Raw genomic sequence first — 19,297 nt, forward strand, 5'->3', positions numbered from 1 at the left:
TTAGCGGTTCATGTACTCGGCATAGAGACCTAACTGCAAGCCCATCATCGGAAGGTCAGAGATTTGCTTGGAATTCTTCGCCTCAGCGAGACTTGGCAAAAAGAAAAGTTGGCGGTATGGTGGCGGATAATTTCCGCACAGCAAAGGTTAAGGGGGAATTGGAAATTCCTTTTATCTGCCCTCAAAATTGCAAATTTCGAGGAGCGTGCGAAGCGTGCTGTTTGGGATTTGCAATCCCGAACCTTAGATAAACAGGATTTGCAATCCTATTATCTGCCCTCGAGGAGCGGGGGTTATAACGGACTTAACTCAATCTTACTCTTCCTTAAACCATAAAACTCACCGCAACTGCTGTTGATATACTCCTCTTCTTTTTCAACTATTCCTGCTCTCACTGGATTCATGTGGATATAGCGGATTTTGGATGCTAAAAAATCTTTCGAATAAATTTCCTCGCCATGGTAGCCATGCTCCCAAAACCAAATATTCTCCTCTTTCTTGAGCAGCCACAATAGCCACCGCTTTCTACTTTCCCTAGGGTTGTTCTCAATAGCCTTATAAATTGCTTTAGAAGTGAATTTTCTCAAATCTCTGATGATATCACTTAAGGGTATTTTATCACTGCCTAGTATTAAGTGGCAATGGTTGGTCATAATTACCCAACAGTAGATTTTTAACCCTTTATTTTCTTGACAATATTGGATGCTATTGATCAATATGTCAACATATTCCTCGCGGGTAAAAACATCCACCCACTGATGAACGGTAAATGTGACATAATGCATGGCAAACTGATCTCTGATAGTATATGAAAAAGCCATATTCGAAAATTTTAAAGTATTGACAATCATGTCAATTTACGTAATAGAAAAGAAAAAATAAAACAATTATAGCGGTTGGATTTTCGGCATGCGCTGTTTGGGATTTGCAATCCCGAACCTCAGATAAACAGGATTTGCAATCCTATTATCTAAGACAGGGCAAGGAGGGGAATTGGAAATTCCTTTTATCTGCCCTCGAAATTGCAAATTTCGAGGAGCTTGTAGCACAGCGTTTTGCCGATGTGCTGGAGCAGTTTCTCACGATTCCGGTGCACATTACGAGGGGATAATTTGCTCCTATTGGCTAGTAGCCAAATGCGGTTTCTTCGAAATTGTGAAGTAAAAGGTAGTTCCTTTTCCTTCTTCCGACTCAAGCCACACTTTTCCTCCTAACAGTTCGACCGTCTTTTTGACGATGGCAAGACCAATACCGTTACCGGAGTATTCGTCTTTGTTATGAAGGCGCTGAAACAGGATAAATATTTTTTCGAAATATTCGGATGAGATACCAATGCCATTATCGGTCACACTGAAAAACCATTCCGAGTCTAACTCTTCCCCGGTGATTCGGATAATCGGCTGGATTCCTGCGCGTCTGTATTTCACCGCATTTCCAATTAGGTTTTGGAAGATCTGCAAAACGGGCGTTTCATATGAGTAGATTTTCGGCATTGGGTCCAATTTTATGCTTCCACCTAATTCTTGTAATTTCTTATTAACCGGCTTTACCAAGTCGCCAATCAGTTGGTTTAGGTCTATCTCTTCGAGATTTCCTAGCTCCCGGCCTACTCTTGAAAACTCCAATAGGTCAATAATAATATGCTTCATCCTACTGGCACCATCAATGGCAAAATGAATGTATTGGTTTGCTTTGTCATCCAGCTTGTCACTGTATCGCTTTTTTAGCAGGCCCATAAATCCGGTGATCATCCGAAGGGGTTCCTGTAGGTCATGAGAAGCAATGAACGCAAATTGCTCTAGTTCTTGATTGGATAGCTCCAATTTGTGGACGTTATTTTTCAGTTCATTGTTTATGCGTTGTAGCTCTGTTTCAGCCAGCTTTTTTTTGTGGATATCCTGAATGCTTCCATAGATTCGCGTGCATTTTCCATCCTCAAAAACTGGGATTCCGATGGATTGTACCCATTTTTCCCGTCCATTCTTTGTCACTGCCAACGATTCTATGGTATACCTTTTGTTTTGTTCAATTGCCGTTTGAAATGCACGCTGAACTTCCTCTAGGCTTTCAGAACGATAAAACGTCATCACATTCTCCAAATTTGGTTTGAAGTCATAGGGTACCTCAAAGATGTCGCAGGTGGTAGGTGTCCAGTGTATGGTATTTTGGATGAAATTGATCTCCCATCCCCCCACTTTGGACAGATTCGAGGCCGAATCAAGTAGTTCTTTTATCTTTCTAATTTCGGAAATATCCTTTACGGTGCCTACCACTCGAATCGCTTCTCCTTGCTCACCCCGGATTATCACCCCGGAATCCTCTACCCATCGGTATTCTCCACTGCCATCGCGAAGACGATAGCTATAGTTCCACGCGGTAGAGTCGCTCTCATGGATGATTTTTCCGAATACAGCGAGGGTTTCTTCTTTGTCCTGTCCATGCATCAGTCGTTGGTACCAGGTCGTAGTGAGGGGTTCGTCATCCGCAATTGAATGGCCAAATATGCGGGAGAAGTTTTTACCTAGGAAAAGTTCTCCGGTTGACGGAGTTACTTCGTAGATAACCTCCGAACTGGCATCCGCAAGTACCTCGTACCGTTCGTTGATTTCTTTGATCTGCTTTTCCATTTGACTCCGGTTGGTGATGTCAATGCCCGAGCATTGAATTTCTATCGGTTCACTGTCGGAATCAAGCAGGCAAACAAAATCCCATAGGGTTGTAATGACTTTCCCCGGTATTTTAGTCGGCTTATCCATCTCAACCTGAAATGCACGGCCTGGCTCCTTTAAGCATTTCTGCACTACTTCGACAACGTTGGCGTGGTGGTAATCACAGATTGATGTTAAACACGTTTCACCCAAAAGCCCTTCGGTATGCATCCATCCAAAGGCATCTATAAATTTCTTGTTGGCAAAGGTATACCTACCCTCAAGATCGGTTTTGATCACATAATTGCTATGGGATTCAAAAAATAGGCGGTATCTGGCTTCACTCTGCTCCAGCTTTAACTGAAATTCCTTTTGTTTTGTGACATCACGGGAATTAGTCAGAATACCCTTAAAGGCTTCATCGTCAATGAAATTTGTCGAGATAGTCTCCAACCATCGCCAGTTTCCGGAAAAATCTAAAAACCGATAAGGACTTAGTTCTACCCGCTTTGTCTTTTTAATTTCTAAAAAACCTTCAAAAACTTGTGGCAGATCGTCTGGGTGAACCAATTCAAAGGCATTTTTTCCTAACATCGTATTCGGATCATACCCCATGATATTCCATGCAGTATTCCCAATAAATGTGAAGTTACCCGAAAGGTCAAGGACAGTAATGATGTCGCCGCCTTCTTCTACAATGGCTCTGAATTTCCGTTCACTGGCGGCCATGGCCTGTTCTGCCTGTCTTGTAGCCGTAATGTCTAATCCAATGCCGATGATGCAGTTTTTTCCGTCATACGTGAACTGAGACCCCTTAAATAAAAAAATGAACTGCTTTCCAGTTTTACTAATAAGCGTTGCTTCTACGGTTGCCTCACCTTCTGAAAAAGCAGTTTGTATAACATTTCTGACTTTTTCCTTTTCTTCGTCTCTAAAAAAATCCAGTGGATACATGCTTTTGTATTCTTCTGGTGAATATTCCGAATAGTGGGTCATGGCATTATTCACCAATAGGTGGTTGCCATTTTCGTCAAACAAAAAAAATGGAATAGGGAGTTTATCGATCACTTCCTGCAGTTGACTCGCTTTTTCGTTTAGCTCCTGTTCTAACTTTTCCCGGTGGGAAAGCTCGATTAATTGAGCAGCTTGGTCTGCCAATAAACTGAGGGCACATTCTTGGTCTTTTTTTAGTACGCGGGGTTGATAGTCCCAGATGGACAATGCACCGAGCAGTTCGCCGGTTTTGGACAGGAGCGGGTATCCTGCGTAGAAGTGAAGATCTAAGTCGCCAGCGCGCGGGCCAAGTTCCTGGTATCGTAAGTCCGTTGCTACTTCACTTACAATGACCGGACCCTGATCAAACGGAACAGAACCAGCGCAAATCGGACACGAAATTGGTGCTGGCTGATCCATTCCAGTGGAAAAAAACAAATCACCACCCTGCAGTACCGATAAAAGGGCTATGGGCACCTCACCGATATAGGCAGCTAATTTGGCATTTTTTTGAAAGTCAACAGGTGAATCTTGGGGCGATTTATCTGGGTGCATACGGGGGATTGTATTCGATCAGTCTAGTACTGATTGCTACAGCAATAGGCTATCGAATACCCTAGTAAATATCACCATAAATTAAATCTAGAGCAACTTGTAAGAAGGCTAAGCGAAAAAATAATGGCGTTTTATTTTTGAAAAATCGAGAATAAGGAATTTTAGTAGAAAATAAATAAAGGATAAAATTGTCGTTAAATAAATAAAAGATATATTTGTCCTGTAATGGTTGTTTCCCATGTTTTCAAAAGCGTGTAAATATGCCATAAATGCCATGATCTACGTTGCCACCCTGCAATCCGAAAAAAAGCGTGCAGGATTGAAAGATATTGCGTTGGCCATAAGCTCTCCAGAAGCTTTTACGGGCAAGATTTTGCATGCACTGGTCAAGAGTGAGCTTCTGGTGTCCACAAAGGGGCCAAATGGGGGATTTGCGCTGAAGAATAGCCCCGATGAAATTGTTCTCGCTGAAATCGTCGTCAGTGTAGACGGGGAAATGCGCCTTAAGGCCTGTGCAATCGGTATAGAAAAGTGCTCCAAGCAATATCCGTGTCCGGTGCATTTTAAGTTTAAGGCTGTGCGCGAACACCTGTTTGGTATGTTGCTGACCACCAATTTGAAGGAAGTCGCAGAGCGGGTAAATACCGGCTTGAGCTTTCTAAAGCAGTAAAAGGAATTACCAAAATAAAAGATAAAAACATCCCTAATAAACAACTATGGAAGCATTAGCAAAAAGAAAAGTTGGCGGTATTGTGGCGGATAATTTCCGCACAGCAAAGGTATTTACAGCATATGGCATAGACTTTTGCTGCAAAGGTGGTATTACCTTAGAGGCAGCATGTGAAAAAAACGACGTGGCCCTTGATTCACTGATTCGTAAGCTAACGGAGGTAGCGGCATTGCCTGAGGAGCTGGTGTATACCAGCCAGCCAATGAATGAGTTGATCGACCACATTGTATCCACACACCATGCTTATGTGGAGAACACCATCCCACCATTAAGGGCCTATCTGCAAAAGTTGGCGCAGGTACATGGTGATCGACATCCGGAGCTACACGAGATCAAGGACTTGTTTCTCGAGGCGGCGGACGGCTTGACGGTTCACATGAAAAAGGAGGAATTGATTTTGTTTCCTTATATTAAAGCCATGCAATCTGCTATTGACAACGGATTTACCCTTTCGCAGCCGCATTTTGGGCATATCGATAACCCCATAAGCATGATGGAAGATGAACACGATGCAGAGGGGGAGCGTTTTCGCCGAATTTCCGAACTTAGCGACAGCTACACCACTCCGTCGGACGGGTGTCAGACTTACCGTGTCGCTTATGCCATGCTGAAAGAGTTTGAGGAGGATTTGCATACGCATATCCATTTGGAAAACAATATCTTGTTTCCGAAAGCAAAAGACCAATTCGCACGGTTGATTCAGCCTGCTTAGTATCATGGAAACCTTCCAATACCCAACAGCTGTTGATTTGCACCTGAGTGACTAATTAGTAAATTAATAGATAAAAAAATCTTTTACTAAAAAGTTTTACGATATTAACCTCTGTGCCTTTCAAACCTTTCGGGATGGAATGCTTATTTTCCATAGAATCAACGTAAACACTTCCAGTATTTCAAGAGTCTTTCACAGCTGGTGGTGATCGGTCGAAACTAGATGAAATTTCAGTGGCATTGGATTTAGATGAATGGGTCTATGGAAAATTAGTCCGTTACTTCAAACGGAGCAGCCTACTAGCGGAACAGGAGATGTCGCACAAGGTGGACTTGGAAACCATACGTCCAAGATTGACCTTGCTGGCCAGGGCCATTATCGGGATGGCCATTACGATTTTTCCTACGGAGCGGGAGGGAGGGTATAAGAGTACCAATCATTTCCTCCCGATTTCGTTTTCCGCCATGCCGACTTGAGAAGAAAACCTATACTTCTTTTTCTATAGACTCCTTTATATAAGCGCCCAGCAAGAGCTAGGACGATGCTGGATCACGGAATACGACGATGTTGCACGCCAAGGCGGTAGAGGAGGTCAAATCCCTTACAATTGATAAGCAGCAACTGGAAGACTACGTGCTGTTACACAACTTCAAAAATATATACCTATCGAACCGAAAAATGGAAAAAGGCCTTTCCAAATTGCTTCTTCTGGATATCAGTCTTTCCAGTGATGGGTATGCGGCAAACAACCGGGTGATCGATGTGGAAAAGGAGGTTTCCTTTCTTTTTGGAGAAATTCTCAATGAATACGCCATTGATTTTTCCATCGATTCATTTTATTCCAAAACCCGGAATAATTCCACCTACCTTACTTTCAAGGAGTTTGAAGAAAGCTGGAAAGTGGGCAGGCAGCGAATCGGGGCGGTGGAGCCTTAGGGATATACCCGCGCCGGTGCCGCTCTGCGCCATGCCGGGGCTCGATTGGATCAGCGACCTACGAAAAACAAATGGGGGATTCTGATTTCTGACGGAAAACCCAATGACTACAACCGCGATGTAGGGAAATATGGCATTCAAGATATCAAGCAAGCCCTGCGGGAACTCAACGAACGTCAGATTCATTCCTACGCCTTGGCGATTAAGCCTGCGAAAAATCGGAAATTAGGGAGATGTTGAGCTGAGGATTCGCCCTGAAAGAACACCTTTTCCATAAAATTTTGTACCAGTAACGTCATGTCGACTGGTGTGAGGGGACAAAATGTTTAACGTTTCTGTTACCAAAGGAAGATTTAGGCGACAACGTTTTTATTCAAATCAAGCAATGAACCACCTGCTAAATCAAATCCGAAACTGTACGCTTTGTACTGAAGTGCTCCCCCTCGGGCCAAGGCCGGTGGTATGTCTGAGTGCCCGTAGTCGCATCCTGATCGTGGGGCAGGCGCCGGGAACCAAGGTGCATGCTTCCGGTATTCCCTGGGATGACCAAAGCGGCAAGGAACTCCGGCGATGGTTAGATGTGGACTCCGAGACCTTTTATGATACGGAGCTATTCGGTATCATGCCCATGGGGTTTTGCTATCCGGGCAGGGGAAAGGGTGGCGACCTGCCCCCACGCAAAGAATGTGCACCTTTGTGGCATAGCCAAGCGCTTGCGCAGATGCCTCAAATCAAACTGGTGTTGTTGATTGGTCAATACGCCCAGCAATATTATTTGGACGATAGGCGAATGGCCTCCCTGACGGAAACTGTAAAGTCCTTTCGGGAATACCTTCCGAAATTTTTCCCGTTGGTACATCCCTCGCCGCGGAACAAATTATGGCAGCGGCGCAATCCGTGGTTTGAGGACGAAGTGGTTCCAGAGCTTCGCAAGGTGGTTTTTGAAGTGCTTCGGCAGGGTGGTTAATGTGCACTAAACTCGGTAATTATCAAGTAGTGCGGTGTTACATTTAATGCCGTTTTGCCTTAAAGGACCGTTGGTGTATATCTCTTGGGTGATGGTTTCCATTTTTGGAATAAGCAGGGGATTTATGGGTTTTATTTCCGATTTTTGCACCCGAAAACAAATCCAACGGGAATGAAATACAGAGGAGCAGTGTACACCTGGTTGATGACGGGTTGCGTGATGGTTCTGATGATGGTGGTGGTCGGCGGCATTACCCGCCTTACCCAGTCAGGCCTTTCCATGGTACGGTGGGAGCCCATTATTGGTACGCTGCCACCCTTGACAGAACAAAAGTGGCAGCAGGAGTTTGAAGCCTACCAAGCGACCCCGGAATTTGAAGTTTACAATAGCCATTTTTCACTAGAGGATTTCAAGAAGATTTATTTTTGGGAATATGTCCACCGTTTATTGGGACGCATTGTGGGCTTGGTGTTTATCTTTCCGGCGATTTACTTCTGGGTAAAGGGAGCCTTTGACGCCCGGATGAAAAAACAGGTGGTGATCATCTTTTTCGGAGGCTTGTTTCAAGGAGTCTTGGGCTGGTACATGGTTAAGAGTGGCTTGGTGGATCAGCCGCATGTAAGTCATTTTCGACTGGCAGCGCATTTGTCCACCGCACTGACACTTGCTGCCTACATCTTTTGGGTATCTTTGGAATGGAAGCCCTTCAACACCGTGGAGGCCGATGGCATACGCCGTTTGGGAGTTGGTTTAATGGTCGTTTTGGGCATTCAAATAGTCTACGGGGCCTTTGTGGCGGGATTGAAAGCAGGTAAGATGTACAACACCTTTCCGAAGATGGGAAGAAATTGGTTTCCAGCTGAAATGGGAACAGCCTTTGACATCCATGGCGTATTGGCCGTGGTAGAAAACGGCATCCCTATCCAATTTATCCACCGGTATTTGGCGTATGCAGTGTTGCTCGGTGTGGTTTGGATTTGGTGGAAGATCCGTAGCAATTTTCCCAAGCTCCGGTTTGCGGGTAATCTCTTACTAGGGTTAGTATCCTTACAGTTCCTGCTCGGTGTATTTACACTTATATATGCAGTACCTGTTTCCCTTGGGGTGCTGCATCAGTTGGGAGCGACGTTGCTTCTGCTCGGTCTTGTTTATTTGATCAAAAAAACGTCTACACCGAAACCTGTGGGCTGACACCATAGGGGCTTGGTAGAAAGTATTTAACGGAGGAAATACGTTGATTGGAATATCCTTTCCACATGGGTATTTCAATAGCGGTCTGATTTCTCCGGGTCAGGCTGTTTCCAAAAGGCCAATTTTTCGAGGTAACTCATCTTGCGGATTTTAACCTCACGATAGGGATAGATACGGTTCTTGGAGATGTTATTGAAAAGTAGGGCAACCACAAACAGAATGGCAATACCGGTAAATACTGGATTTACCACGTAAAAATAACCCATTCCTTTAATCTCTTCGGAGCCGATATTGGAGATTAGTGCTATGGCACCTCCAGGAGGATGTAGGGTCTTGGTATATAACATAGCCAAAATGGACAGTGACACGGCGAGTGCCGGCGAGAGCCAAATGTAGGCTTCCATGTAAAACAGTTTATAGACGGTCACCCCGATGACGGCTGATAGTAAACTGCCAAAGATTAGGTTACGGGGCTGGGCAAGGGGGCTGTTGGTCGCGCCAAAAAGTAACACCGAGGTGGCACCGAAGGCTCCGATTAGGAATAGGATGTCTTGGTTGTCGGTTTGGTGAAACAACTCCTGGAGAAGTCCGATGGATGCGATACCCAGAAATGAACCGGATACTGCCCATAGGTTGTCGATCGGATTGTGACTCGTTTCTTTGTACACAATCAATCTTGCTTTCCGGAAACCTCGTTTGATTTTTTTGGTAGCCATGGTTTAGCTTCTCTTCATTCAGCAACAAAATTATAAAACAATAAAAGTATTCCCTATAGAAATTATAGACTGGTGGTTCATCATTTTTTGGTGCCTCCTGCCTACTTCCAAATTAGGATTGGTGTATTTCTTCACGAAAATACAGATATTGGCCCGATGAACCGATTAATCAACCCATATGCCTGTAAACTACTCCTGATGTGCCTTTTGACGGGAGTGAGTTGTTTGTTTGGTCCCCTATGTGCACAAGAGGGGCCTCCCAAGCCGCCCACACCGGTGGAGTGGATGTTCGGACACGAGCGGATGTTTTTTCAGATGGTGGTGAATAAAAAATTCACCCCTACAAGCCGGTTTGGATTGTTAAGTGTGTCCTCTTTTTCGGCAAAATACACCAACGAATCGGTAGATCTGGATATGGTGGCGCCGGTTTTGCTGAATTATAGCCTGAAAAAGGGTATTGCCTTGGTAGGTGGTAGTACCGTAAATAATGAAATAGGGTTCTCTCCCGTAGTGGGGGCACAGCACAGTTTTGCCAACAAAGATTGGTTGGCGGTGTCTATACTGACTTTTTTTCTGAATAAATCCCAAAATGCGGAGCTCTTCGGGATATACGAATACAAGCCATCGTTGACCCCCGAAATCGGTCTATATACCCGGCTGCAATTCATGTATGTACACGGCATCGCAAATGGTGACCATGCACGGAGTTTTCTACAGCTTCGCACAGGCGTCAAACGGCAGGCGCTAACGTTTGGCTTGGGTGCTAACCTGGACCAATATGGTCCATCGAGGCAGTTTAAGCCCAATTATGGACTATTCGTTGGCTGGCTATTTCAATGAGGCGTATGCTAGAAGTTAAGCGTTAAATTTGTTCACATAACCCAAATAACGTGATCAATGTCACTATAGCTAGCTGTAGGATTGAGTATATTCGCCTCTCAATAGTACATGCATAAATCGTTAATTCATATCGCTCTCGTTTTCAACTTATTACTTTCCGGGATGAGTTATTCGGTGATTCAAACCCATTTTTACATGAATAGGGCGCAGATTGCGGCAGCATTTTGTGAAAACAAAGACCTACCGGAATTGGCCTGTAATGGGAGTTGCGAGTTGGGCAGACGACTTTCAGATGCGAAAGAGAAAGAATCCGAGAAAGAAAAGATGTTTCTGGAGGAAATTCTCCTACATTATATCCTGACGGAACCGCAAATGTTGGAGCCGGTTTGTTACAGCATCGGGAGCTTGGTATATGCCAGCCCTAGGGTATCATTGGCTACGTTTGAAATAGGGTTGGATTTTTTTCACCCCCCACGGAGGGCTTGATCGGTTACGGATGGGTCGCTGAAGCTGCGATTTGTGCCGGAATTGCCGGTACTTCATTTGGAATCTCCAAATGCCGGTTGGTCTATATCCTAGTTTAAACAACCTTTCAATTATGCATACTTTCAAAATCAGCTATTGGCTGTTTGTGCTCCTATGTCTAATGGGAGCGCAAGGACAATCATTTGCACAACATTTCCGCGTGCTCGACCAACACAGTCGGGAACCCATCTTGGGCCTTAGCTTCCAGTATGGGAATCAGCAGGGCGTTTCGGATGCTGAGGGTCACATTCGGATTTCGGTGATGCCGGGTGAGCCCATTCACTTGAGCCACATCAACTACGGAAAATGGGCCTTATCGGCCGACGAGTTGAAGCAGGTGCTGGACCGGGGCATCCTTTACCGGGCCGAAGTGTCTGTTACATTGCAGCCTATCACCGTTATTTCCCTCAAGCAAAGCGCAGAAAAGGATCAGGGTATTGTGATTTCAGATCAGGAGCGACTGCACCACGATGCAGGAGCAGTACTCAACCTCAATCCCGTTGTTGGGGGTATCCGAAAGAGTGGTGCCTTTGGGTTTGACCCCGTCATGAGAGGTTTCAAGTACGACCAACTCAACGTGGTTATAGACGGATTCCATGCCGCCAATGCTGCCTGCCCCAACCGGATGGATCCGCCAACTTCCCAAGTGGCCTTAAACCGCATCAAACAAGTGGAGATATTAAAGGGACCGCATGCACTACGTTATGGTATCGGGTTGGGTGGCACGATCAATTACATTCAGGAGGACCCAGACTTCACCTCTTCGGGCGTGTATGGCAGGTTGTCTACCATGTACGAGAGTAACGGCAACGTGTTTCGTAACGAAGGAAGAGTCGGTATTTCCGGAGAAGGACATGATATAGGAGTCATGGGTTCTTGGTCCAGCGGTGGAGATTACCAAGATGGGAACGGCGTCATCGTTCCCGCAAATTTCACTCGCGGCACGGTGGGAATGTACGGGGATTTTCGGTTAGGTGAGGCTGATTTGATTCAAGCGACGATCAATCGAAATTTTGCTCGGGATGTAGATTTTCCTACGCTGCCGATGGACCTCCGCACGGATGATACCTGGATGGCCTCCTTGAGGCATACCCGTACCTTTAAAAACAAGAAGCTGCTGCGTTGGACCAATTCCGGATATTTTACGGCAGTAGACCACTTGATGGATAACCTACTTAGAGACCTAGACCCCCGTATGATGAATGCCCGAACACCCGCTACCACCCGGAATCAGGGATTTAGGACGGAAGGTCAGTGGAAGCTAGGGGAGGGGAGGTTATTTGCCGGTGCGGATTACCGATCGGAAGCTGCTCGGGGTGTGCGGCAGCGGGAATTTTTAATGGGACCCATGGCAGGAACATCCCTGTTCGACAATGCCTGGCAGGATGCGCAGATCCAGAAATACGGTGTTTTTACGACCTATACGTTGCCGGTAGGCGCGTATCTGTTATCCGCTGCTGCGAGGGTGGATTTAAACCATTCAGAGGCCCGCGACACCACACCGGAGTTTGGAGATGCCAATGAGGTGGCAGCAGTGACCCAGCTAAATCCCGGTCTTTCGGTTGGGTTACAGCGGGATTTTGCCGAACACTTTACCATGGGGGTTTGGGTGGCAGGTGTGCAGCGAAGTGGTAGTATCCTAGAGCGTTTTATCAACTATTTCCCGGTAGGAGTGGACCCTTTTGAAATGGTAGGCAATCCGAACCTCAAAGCAGAAACAAACCGGCAGTTGGATGTTTTATTGGGCTATGGTAAGGGGAATCTGCAGGTAGAGTTTAGCCCTTTTGTTGCGTTTCTTACGGACTATATTACCGCTGAGCGCACGGCCCTCACGCCAAGGATTGCCACCTCTCCTGGAGTTCGGCAATTCGTTCAGGTCGATAGGGCGCTCAAAAGCGGCTTTGAGCTGAGCGTTGCCCATGAGATGGGTGCAGGGATTCGACAACAATGGGCGATGGCTTACACCCGGGGGCAAAACATGGTCTTAGGGGAGGCCTTGCCGGAGATAGCCCCTTTGGATATACGCTATACGTTGACAGGAACGCACTTGGATGACAAGCTGCAATCAGCCATTCGGTTGCGGCATGTGGCCGGTCAGAACCGCGTTTCCACCCAATTTGGGGAATTGCCAACCCCCAGGTTTACCCTGTTAGATGTGGATGCCTCCTATGCACTCAGCTCCCAATTTATGTTGAAGGCCGGCGTACAAAACCTGCTAAACCAAGCTTATTACGAACACCTAAACCGACCTATCGGTGGGGATCGTAGGCCGCTTTTTTCTCCAGGTAGGAATTTCTTTGTGATGGTTGGTATCAAGCTTCCATAAGTTGATCGGGTTTAAAATCCCGAAGCTGCCGTGCTGTTGCGGTGTTGCGGGAAAAAGTTTCAAGTCATGGAGCTGCCTATATTGGACTGATTCAACAAAAAAACCCTGATCGTTTTTTAGATCGGGGTTCTTTGATAAGAATGGAATGGCTATTTTTTACTTGAGAAACGAGGTAAGCATCCAGTGATGCATTTCCAAGCTTTTGATAAAGGAAATAAGCATGTCTTCGGTCGCCGTATCACCCAAGTCGCTCACTTTTTCTGCGCAATCGTTCATATTGTCTACCAACACTTGGAAATCACGCAGCACCTCTTCCACCATTTCTCTTGATTTCAGGTCAGTACTTACCTCCTTGATGTCGGCATGTTCTAAATAGTCTTTCATGAGGCTATAGGGCTTCATGCCGAATACACGAATACGTTCCGCAATCAAGTCGATATTGGCGAAAGCTTCATTATACAACTCCTCGAATTGGTTATGAAGTTCGAAGAAATCACCACCTGTCACGTTCCAGTGGAAGTTGCGCAGCTTTTGGTAATGCACGTGGTAGTTGGCTAGCAACTTATTTAAGGAAGAAACAATTTTCTCCGATTCGTCTTTGTTATAACCTAGTTTTTTAAACACTCTTTTTTCTGAAACTCCCATATTGATAATAGATTAAAATGGTTTTTTGTTTAATAAAAAAAGACTCCACAGATCCCGTGTTACCGGGATGTCAGAGCCAGCCGAGGCCTTCGCCTAGCTTGTATTTATAACAAAATAGTATCATAAATGGTGCCAAAGTAATACACTATTTTAGCGCTGTAATACGAGATTTAAGCTGGTTCGTAGGATCTGTCCCATATTCCTACATTGATAAAACTGCATGTTTTTATAATGCCTTGCGAGCTCGTTTTTTAGAGAATCTGTATTTTCTTCGGTAGAAATGGTATCGGATTCCATGCTGCTGAGGATATCTTCGATTTCCTTGGGGGAGGATTTGAGCCGAGTGGCGATCAGTGCCCTTTCTTCCCGCTGGTATTGCACCATAGATTCTGGGGTGATGTGTGCAATACCCAATTGAATCAATACGTTGTTTTGTTTGAAATACTGGGGCAGGTAGATGGATTTTTTACCTTCATAGGATTGCTGGTCAAAGTCGATCGCACGAATTCGATAATGGATTTCCTCAAAGTCGGGAGTCACGTCGATGACGAAATTGGAGGAATGCATGTCTCCCAGTAATCGTACAAAGCAGCGCTCGTTAAATTTGACAAACTCTTTAGACAGCCTGATGGGATTTAAGAGATCGTCTGGCATATACTGTTTCATAAACTGCTCACCCGGTATGCCGGCGATGTGTTCTTCGATCAGTGAATCTTGGTATACCAGGTAGCTGATACGGTTAGGCGACAGTAGATGCTCCAGCTCCAGCCCATAAACCCGCGACGCATCTGCATGTTTGATGTAAAAGTAATCAAAGTTGTCATTGATCCTGTTGACTATTCTCACCCGAAACGGCTGGGTATTTCCGTAAATGCAGAGATCGATTCGATCTACATATAGGTGCTGCATAACCGACATGTCTCCGTCAGCTTTTAGTAATGCATAGATTTTTTTGACTTTATAGTGAATTTCGCTCCGATCGGTCTCATCGTAGAAAACAGTCTCCCACAAGGTGTCGTTCCCCTTGGAATCGTACAGGGCGATCGATCCGCTATAACGCAGCAGTTCCTTATAGTGAATGGGAATGTCCACCTCCCTGCCGTATTTGATCAGGTAATTGCGAAGTCCCTCACTGATGGGGTATACGATCTTTTTTTTGCTGATGACTGCCATGGCCGCAAAGGGTTAGGAAGCAGACTCGATTAGGTGTTCCTGTTTTTTCAGTTTTCGGTCAAATAGAAACGGGCCAAACGGCAGGATGGCTGCTATCAGTCCCATCACAGCGGTCCTAAAAGGCCATCGAAGTTTCCGGCTAGTCGGAAACAAGACCAGCATGTAAACCACAAAGAGCACACCGTGGATCCAGCCTACGTAGGTAACCATCAATGGCAATTCAAAGATATACTTCAATGGCATGGCCAAAAACACCAGGACCAACATGGAGATACCTTCCGTGATGCTCACCATCCGAAATTGCGACAGGACTTTTAACTTTTCTTCTTTCGTCATTATTTTTTGATGGTAAATAAAGTCTGCAGACTAGTCCACAGCTTTCGTTTAAGATCTGTATTTTCATTCAGCTCTTCCAAGGAATCCGCAAACAGCAGATCTTTTCCCTCTTCGTAGATTATTTCGTATAGGTTTTTTCTGGAGAGTTGAATAGGTAGGTTAATTTTTCCGAACAAAATAATTTTTTCAGGATCTAACGACTGAATTCCAGCACTTCCGGCAACGTGGATGGCATGTTCGGAAGTCAGGGCAATGTCTTGGGGTGTGCATTCCACCGCTCCCAAGATCTTGAATAGAAAGTTCTTTAACTCTGCTTCCAGCGCTGTGCCCGAAAAGACTACCAAGATTTTCTTCTTAAAGGCTCCCTCGTAACTCAGTCGGTATGCTTCTTCTTCGTAATCTTCCACCGGTTCATTCACTTGGCTTTGCTCGTTGGTGGGCGTTGGCATACGCTTTTTCACGCGCTCCGCGAAGAGCAACTTTTCCTGTTCCCCGGCGATGACGAACAGTTCCTCACGCAAAAAGAGTGCCCGTTCATGTAGCGTCATAGGCTCTTGGTTGGCTGATCTTGTCATTTGGCTAGTCGTTATCTGTTTTTTCCAGGTCAAATAGGGACTTCAACTCGGTAGCGTCTTGCGGGTCCATGCGTTTGGCGAGCACCAGGCGTAGTTGCCTTCTCCTGAGTGCACCTTCGTATAGTTCATTCTCTGCCGGGCCGCTGGGAATCAGTTCGGGTACCTTTACAGGTCTACCTGATTTATCGACTGCGACAAATGTAAAAAACGCACGGTGGGTCAGAAGCTTGCTATTTGCGGGGATATCTTCTGCATATACCTCCAAAAAGATCTCCATAGATGTAGTAAATGCCCGAGTCACTTGGGCATTCAGTGTGACCACGTTACCCAAAGCAATTGGGTTTTTGAATGAGATGTTGTCCACAGAGGCGGTTACCACGATGTTATTGCAGTGCCGCTGCGCACAAATGGCCGCTACAATGTCCATCCAGTGCATGAGTTTCCCACCCATCAGGTTGTTTAGCGTGTTGGTGTCGTTTGGCAGCACCATTTCCGTCATGGTGGCCCGGGAGTCTTGCACGTACTTGCTTGATGTCATGTGTTGTCGGTTATTGGGAAGCATTCCACCCTTCGTTTCCTAGGAGAGGAACAAATGAAAAGCTGTCAAAAGATTCCTGAAGAATGTTTTTTTCTGTTTTTTTTGTCAGTCGAAGCATCTGCTGATTATCCCGGTTTCCTACAGGTATCACCAATAAACCTCCGATTTGAAGTTGATGGAGCAATGCTTTGGGTACCACCGGGGCACCGGCGGTGACCAGTATCTTGTCGTAGGGGGCGTGGGCTTCCAGTCCCAGGCTACCGTCTCCGTGAAAGTGTTTGAACCGAATGCCTAGTTTTGGCAAAAACTTTTTGGTGTGCTCGTACAGCTTGGCGTTGTATTCGATGGAATAGACCTTCGCTCCCATCAGGTGTAATATCCCTCCCTGATACCCTGACCCAGTGCCAATCTCTAGTACTTTGTCTCCGGTCTGTACGTTCAGTAACGAGGTTTGAAACGCTACCGTATAGGGCTGTGAAATGGTTTGTCCTTCACCGATGGGAAAAGCCTTGTCTTCGTACGCGTGGCTTGTAAGTGCGCTGTCAAAGAAAAAGTGCCTTGGAAGGGTGTTCATCGCCGCCAGTACCCGTTCATCGGTGATGCCTTTTTTTCTCAGTGTCTCAATGAGGACCCTACGCTTCCCTTTGTGTATGTATGAGTCTTCCAGTTTCAACATATATTCGAAAACATCTGATCAAATAAACCTACGATTTTACTAAGTTAAGGGTAATTTTAGGTTTCAGGTAAATTAAATTTACAATTCTAAACTAAGTTGTACGCAATTCGCTTATTCAAACATGTTTACAGGAATCGTAGAAACACTGGCTGAAATTAGCCAAATAAGCCAAGATGGAACCAATGTACATTTTGACCTCACTAGCCCAATTCAGTCGGATCTTAGAGTCGATCAGTCGGTCAGCCATAATGGCGTATGCCTAACAGTGGTAGAAGTGACTCCGGACTATTATCGGGTTACTGCGGTGCAAGAAACACTCGATAAGACCAACTTGGGAGGCTGGCAGATAGGCGACAAAGTAAATATTGAGCGCTGCATGCCGGCAAACGGCAGGTTTGATGGACATATCGTCCAAGGTCATGTGGATCAGATCGGCACGGTAACCCGTATCGTGGACAAGGGGGGAAGTTGGGAATTCGACTTTTCGTACGATCCCTCTATGGGCAACGTTACGGTGGAAAAAGGCTCTATCTGTGTCAATGGCACCAGTCTGACATGTTTCAATTCCAGGGAGGGAGGATTTTCGGTAGCGATCATACCCTACACATATGACCATACCGTTTTTCACCAACTAAGAGTAGGAGACCGAGTAAACCTTGAGTTTGATGTTGTGGGCAAATACATCCAACGCATTCTAAAAGGATACCTCGGCTAATCGGTTGGTTTTCCTGGGTTAGAAGCTTCATCGCGTCGGAGACGGCGGAGAAAGCCCACTAGGTAGTATAAGAAGTACCCTGAAAACAATCCTACTAGTGCTCCCACCAAGATATCCGCAGGATAGTGCACACCCAAGTATACACGGGTGTAGGAGATGATGGCAGCCCAAACGAAGAGCCACTTGGAAGCCTTAGACCGGAATATCAACCAGAAGTAGGTCGCCAGAGCAAATGTGTTAGACGCATGGCTGGAGGCAAAGCCATATCGCCCGCCGCATCCCGAATAGTTGAATATGATACCTTCCCACCGGGGATCGTGGCAGGGACGTAGCCTCTCGAAATACGGCTTCATAAACCCCGAAGTGAACTGGTCGGCCAACAAGATTAGCCCTACGAGCCCAACCATATACCAGATAGCTTCCATTCTGAATTGCCGAATTAGGAAATACACCAGCAAAAGGTAAAACGGAATCCAGATTGCAGTGCCCGTAAGGGCATTCATGACTGGGTCTAGCCAATCCGCCCTCAGGGCATTCAACCACAGGAAAAGAGATTCGTCCCAGGATGCAATGATCTCAATCATATGCTGAAATTAATCCAGTCAATGCCTTTTTTTAGGTGGTCGACCGTGAATTTTTCTGCCGATCCTTCGGATGGTTTCTGGTTGTATTGCCAAGTGGCGAGTGGGGGCATGCTCATGAGAATGCTCTCCGTGCGACCGTTGGTATCCAAGCCAAATTTGGTGCCGGCATCCCATACCAGGTTGAACTCCACGTAACGGCCTCGGCGTAGCGATTGCCAGGCACGTTCTGAATCGCCATAGGGCAGAGCTGCATTTTTTTCCATAAAGTGGGTGTAAATTTTTGGAAACAGGTAGCCGACTTCCTTTACAAACTCAAAGATATTTTCGGCGGATTGCTCGTTTGTCTCCGTCAGTCGATCAAAGAAAATGCCTCCTATCCCACGGGTTTCTTGGCGGTGGGGGAGGTAAAAGTAATCGTCCGCCCATTTTTTGAATGTAGGATAATAGGTGGGATCAAAGCGGTCGCAGAGCGTCTTCAGTGCCTTGTGAAAAAATACCGCATCTTCTGGTGCTAAATAATGGGGTGTAAGGTCGATACCTCCACCAAACCAGTAGACACCATTACTCATTTCAAAATACCGAATATTCATGTGAATGATCGGTACGCGGGGGCTTACAGGATGAATGACGATGGAAACTCCGGTGGCGAAGAAGTCAGCTTTTTCCAGTTGGAGTTTTTTTAGGATCTTATCCGGAGTGGGTCCGTGAACGGCCGAAAAGGCTACCCCGCCCTTAGCAATTACTTGGCCCTCCGTCAATACACGGGTCATTCCGCCTCCTCCCTCGGGACGTTCCCAAGCATCCCGAATGAACGTTCCTTTGCCGTCCGCCTTTTGCAGTTCTTCGCAGATGTGGCTCTGAATCTGCTTAAAGTCTTCGCTGATTGTATTTTTATCTAAGGTCATATGCTGTTCGG

23 protein-coding genes are annotated in these 19,297 nt (G+C 45.9%); 12 read left to right on the forward strand and 11 right to left on the reverse strand.

The features are described from left to right. Window positions 1–293: 293 nt before the first annotated feature. Entirely contained in the window at window positions 294–821 is a 528-nt protein-coding gene (locus JJU34_RS11660; protein ID WP_228692548.1) for a transposase, read from the reverse strand. A gap of 134 nt (window positions 822–955) precedes the next feature. On the opposite strand from JJU34_RS11660, the gene JJU34_RS11665 reads away from it, so the two are divergent. Beyond that, on the forward strand, window positions 956–1,111 hold the full coding sequence (locus JJU34_RS11665) for a hypothetical protein (protein ID WP_228692549.1): 156 nt from the start codon (window positions 956–958) through the stop codon (window positions 1,109–1,111). Between the two features lie 7 nt (window positions 1,112–1,118). Here JJU34_RS11665 and JJU34_RS11670 read toward each other — a convergent pair whose 3' ends face one another. Continuing rightward, the gene (locus tag JJU34_RS11670; protein WP_228692550.1) at window positions 1,119–4,196 is read right to left on the reverse strand and encodes a PAS domain S-box protein; all 3,078 of its coding nucleotides are present in this window, start codon (window positions 4,194–4,196) and stop codon (window positions 1,119–1,121) included. A 238-nt stretch (window positions 4,197–4,434) separates the two neighbouring features. On the opposite strand from JJU34_RS11670, the gene JJU34_RS11675 reads away from it, so the two are divergent. The 7 genes from JJU34_RS11675 to JJU34_RS11705 all read left to right on the forward strand — a co-directional run bounded on the left by JJU34_RS11675 (window position 4,435) and on the right by JJU34_RS11705 (window position 8,732). Further along, the gene (locus JJU34_RS11675; RefSeq protein WP_228692551.1) at window positions 4,435–4,866 is read left to right on the forward strand and encodes an Rrf2 family transcriptional regulator; all 432 of its coding nucleotides are present in this window, start codon (window positions 4,435–4,437) and stop codon (window positions 4,864–4,866) included. Window positions 4,867–4,912: 46 nt separating this feature from the next. After that, entirely contained in the window at window positions 4,913–5,638 is a 726-nt protein-coding gene (gene ric / locus JJU34_RS11680) for an iron-sulfur cluster repair di-iron protein (RefSeq protein ID WP_228692552.1), read from the forward strand. 233 nt (window positions 5,639–5,871) lie between these two features. Further along, complete coding sequence (locus tag JJU34_RS11685; RefSeq protein WP_228692553.1) at window positions 5,872–6,114, forward strand: hypothetical protein; 243 nt, start codon at window positions 5,872–5,874, stop codon at window positions 6,112–6,114. 88 nt (window positions 6,115–6,202) lie between these two features. Further along, on the forward strand, window positions 6,203–6,574 hold the full coding sequence (locus JJU34_RS11690; RefSeq protein ID WP_228692554.1) for a hypothetical protein: 372 nt from the start codon (window positions 6,203–6,205) through the stop codon (window positions 6,572–6,574). Between the two features lie 45 nt (window positions 6,575–6,619). After that, window positions 6,620–6,814, forward strand: a complete 195-nt coding sequence (locus JJU34_RS11695) for a hypothetical protein (protein WP_301005367.1) — start codon at window positions 6,620–6,622, stop codon at window positions 6,812–6,814. A 145-nt stretch (window positions 6,815–6,959) separates the two neighbouring features. Beyond that, window positions 6,960–7,541: a uracil-DNA glycosylase family protein gene (locus tag JJU34_RS11700; RefSeq protein WP_228692555.1), complete on the forward strand. Its 582-nt coding sequence runs from the start codon at window positions 6,960–6,962 to the stop codon at window positions 7,539–7,541. Window positions 7,542–7,712: 171 nt separating this feature from the next. Next, window positions 7,713–8,732 (forward strand): COX15/CtaA family protein, encoded by a 1,020-nt coding sequence (locus JJU34_RS11705; RefSeq protein WP_228692556.1) that lies wholly within the window; start codon window positions 7,713–7,715, stop codon window positions 8,730–8,732. 74 nt (window positions 8,733–8,806) lie between these two features. Here the strand turns inward: JJU34_RS11705 and JJU34_RS11710 are convergent, their stop codons facing one another. Further along, window positions 8,807–9,448 (reverse strand): HPP family protein, encoded by a 642-nt coding sequence (locus tag JJU34_RS11710; RefSeq protein ID WP_228692557.1) that lies wholly within the window; start codon window positions 9,446–9,448, stop codon window positions 8,807–8,809. Window positions 9,449–9,604: 156 nt separating this feature from the next. Between JJU34_RS11710 and JJU34_RS11715 the strand changes: the two genes are divergently transcribed. From JJU34_RS11715 to JJU34_RS11725, 3 genes are all read left to right on the forward strand, one after another. Beyond that, complete coding sequence (locus JJU34_RS11715; protein ID WP_228692558.1) at window positions 9,605–10,288, forward strand: hypothetical protein; 684 nt, start codon at window positions 9,605–9,607, stop codon at window positions 10,286–10,288. 195 nt (window positions 10,289–10,483) lie between these two features. Continuing rightward, complete coding sequence (locus tag JJU34_RS11720; protein WP_228692559.1) at window positions 10,484–10,774, forward strand: hypothetical protein; 291 nt, start codon at window positions 10,484–10,486, stop codon at window positions 10,772–10,774. A 112-nt stretch (window positions 10,775–10,886) separates the two neighbouring features. Then, a complete protein-coding gene (locus tag JJU34_RS11725) occupies window positions 10,887–13,139 on the forward strand; it encodes a TonB-dependent receptor (RefSeq protein WP_228692560.1) in 2,253 nt (750 codons plus the stop codon). A gap of 156 nt (window positions 13,140–13,295) precedes the next feature. Here the strand turns inward: JJU34_RS11725 and JJU34_RS11730 are convergent, their stop codons facing one another. The 6 genes from JJU34_RS11730 to JJU34_RS11755 form a co-directional block, all read right to left on the reverse strand. Beyond that, entirely contained in the window at window positions 13,296–13,784 is a 489-nt protein-coding gene (locus tag JJU34_RS11730; RefSeq protein ID WP_228692561.1) for a DNA starvation/stationary phase protection protein, read from the reverse strand. Window positions 13,785–13,934: 150 nt separating this feature from the next. Then, window positions 13,935–14,957, reverse strand: coding sequence for a hypothetical protein (locus JJU34_RS11735; protein WP_228692562.1), 1,023 nt, complete (start codon window positions 14,955–14,957; stop codon window positions 13,935–13,937). Between the two features lie 12 nt (window positions 14,958–14,969). Then, a complete protein-coding gene (locus JJU34_RS11740) occupies window positions 14,970–15,293 on the reverse strand; it encodes a DUF3817 domain-containing protein (RefSeq protein WP_228692563.1) in 324 nt (107 codons plus the stop codon). Further along, a complete protein-coding gene (locus JJU34_RS11745) occupies window positions 15,293–15,868 on the reverse strand; it encodes a hypothetical protein (RefSeq protein ID WP_228692564.1) in 576 nt (191 codons plus the stop codon). Before JJU34_RS11745 ends, JJU34_RS11740 begins: the two co-directional genes overlap by 1 nt. A gap of 4 nt (window positions 15,869–15,872) precedes the next feature. After that, window positions 15,873–16,406 (reverse strand): acyl-CoA thioesterase, encoded by a 534-nt coding sequence (locus JJU34_RS11750; RefSeq protein ID WP_228692565.1) that lies wholly within the window; start codon window positions 16,404–16,406, stop codon window positions 15,873–15,875. Window positions 16,407–16,416: 10 nt separating this feature from the next. Continuing rightward, window positions 16,417–17,082, reverse strand: a complete 666-nt coding sequence (locus JJU34_RS11755) for a protein-L-isoaspartate(D-aspartate) O-methyltransferase (protein ID WP_228692566.1) — start codon at window positions 17,080–17,082, stop codon at window positions 16,417–16,419. Window positions 17,083–17,203: 121 nt separating this feature from the next. Between JJU34_RS11755 and JJU34_RS11760 the strand changes: the two genes are divergently transcribed. After that, entirely contained in the window at window positions 17,204–17,797 is a 594-nt protein-coding gene (locus tag JJU34_RS11760) for a riboflavin synthase (protein WP_228692567.1), read from the forward strand. Here the strand turns inward: JJU34_RS11760 and JJU34_RS11765 are convergent. Then, complete coding sequence (locus JJU34_RS11765; RefSeq protein WP_228692568.1) at window positions 17,794–18,381, reverse strand: phosphatase PAP2 family protein; 588 nt, start codon at window positions 18,379–18,381, stop codon at window positions 17,794–17,796. The two genes, JJU34_RS11760 and JJU34_RS11765, sit on opposite strands and share 4 nt — an antisense overlap. Further along, the gene (gene hemF, locus JJU34_RS11770; protein ID WP_228692569.1) at window positions 18,378–19,286 is read right to left on the reverse strand and encodes an oxygen-dependent coproporphyrinogen oxidase; all 909 of its coding nucleotides are present in this window, start codon (window positions 19,284–19,286) and stop codon (window positions 18,378–18,380) included. Before hemF ends, JJU34_RS11765 begins: the two co-directional genes overlap by 4 nt. Window positions 19,287–19,297: the final 11 nt, after the last annotated feature.

Source organism: Lunatimonas sp. (assembly GCF_020832325.1).
Taxonomy (GTDB): domain Bacteria; phylum Bacteroidota; class Bacteroidia; order Cytophagales; family Cyclobacteriaceae; genus Lunatimonas.